Consider the following 1,360-nt stretch of genomic DNA (forward strand, 5'->3'; position numbering starts at 1 on the left):
AGAGAGCTTATACTCGGGGTTTTTCTCGATTTTATTACCTTTATTATTCGTGCCGTCTTTGTTGATGTAATCTCCGTATTTGGTCTTTAGCAGACTTGCGGCTAAATTTATATCAAGCTCCTTGCTCGCTTTTGCGACGCCTTCAAATTCCACACCCATAGATTTTGATTTATCGGCGTTTGCGGTCGAGTAGATGTTGGGGTTATTGGGGTCGGTGTAGAATATATGCGTGCCCTTGATGTCCATATAAAATAGCGCGGTAGAAAATCTAAAGCTCTCATACGAACCCTTTACACCGATCTCGTAATCATCGCTCGTTTGTGCGTCAAATTTATTATCCTCCCTGCTGCCGCCGGTGGTGTAGAAATTAAAGCCGCCGGCTAGATAGCCCTTTGAATACATCGCGTAAATATTTAGCTCGTCGGTGATATCGTATCCAAGTGCGATTTTTGGCAAAAACGTCCTAAATGTCGCTTTTTCGTCCATCGAAAACGCGGGCGCACCGGGATTGTGTCCCAGCTCGTATGAAAAGTAATCGACCTTTGTGTGTTTTCTGATCTGCTGATACCTGCCGCCAAGCGTAGCATCAAATTTGCTCGTGATCGGATAGATGATCTGACCGAATACCGATGCCGTCTGCGCGCGATTGACCGAAGGCCAATCCTCGACTATCGTCCTACCGCCGTCGCCGTATTGGTCGCCGATCGGGCCGAAGACTTGCTTTTCGTTTTCGTAATAAAGTCCACCGACCCATTTGAAGCTTTGCTCGCCTACGCTACTAAATCTAAGCTCCTCGGAGAAGGTATCATTTTTAGAATTTAAAAATGTAATTAGCCCGTAGTGATCGGGGTCGAGATAGGTTATTTTACTACCGAAATCCTCGTCGTAAAGCCCGTCTTTTTTGGCTCTACGAAAGGTCGTAGCCGAGGTCGCATCAAATTTGTCAAATTCATATTTTAGATCTAACGCTCCCGAGCTAGAGGTTTGCTTTACGCGGGCGGGAGTTTCTAAGTTTATATGCTTGGCTTCGCTTTTTGAGATATTGCCAAATCTCGATTTTGGGATAAAAAGCTCGTCGAGCGAGTTGTCCTGGCGGTGAAAAAGATCGCCGTAAATTTTAATCGTAAAACGATCGGTCGGCACTATCTTTAAATTTAGTCCGAAATTGTAATTTTTCTTGTCGTTGGCTTTATCTCCGTTTAGATCGTTGATGATCCAGCCGTCCTCTTTGGACGCCGAGCCGTTTAAGCCCAAAAATAGTTTATCATCAATCAGCGCGCCGCTGGTTTCAAAAAGACCTAGCATGTATTTGTGCGAGCCGTATTCGGCGCCGACGCTGCCGCTCCACTCGTTAGTCGGC

1 protein-coding gene is annotated in these 1,360 nt (G+C 45.8%); it reads right to left on the bottom strand.

Annotated features, from left to right (window positions below):
• Positions 1-1,360: TonB-dependent receptor (locus Q0256_RS08620; RefSeq protein WP_297962239.1), on the bottom strand; the 1,360-nt coding region annotated here is incomplete at both ends.

It is taken from the genome of uncultured Campylobacter sp. (assembly GCF_937949835.1).
In the GTDB taxonomy this organism is placed as follows: Bacteria; Campylobacterota; Campylobacteria; order Campylobacterales; family Campylobacteraceae; genus Campylobacter_B.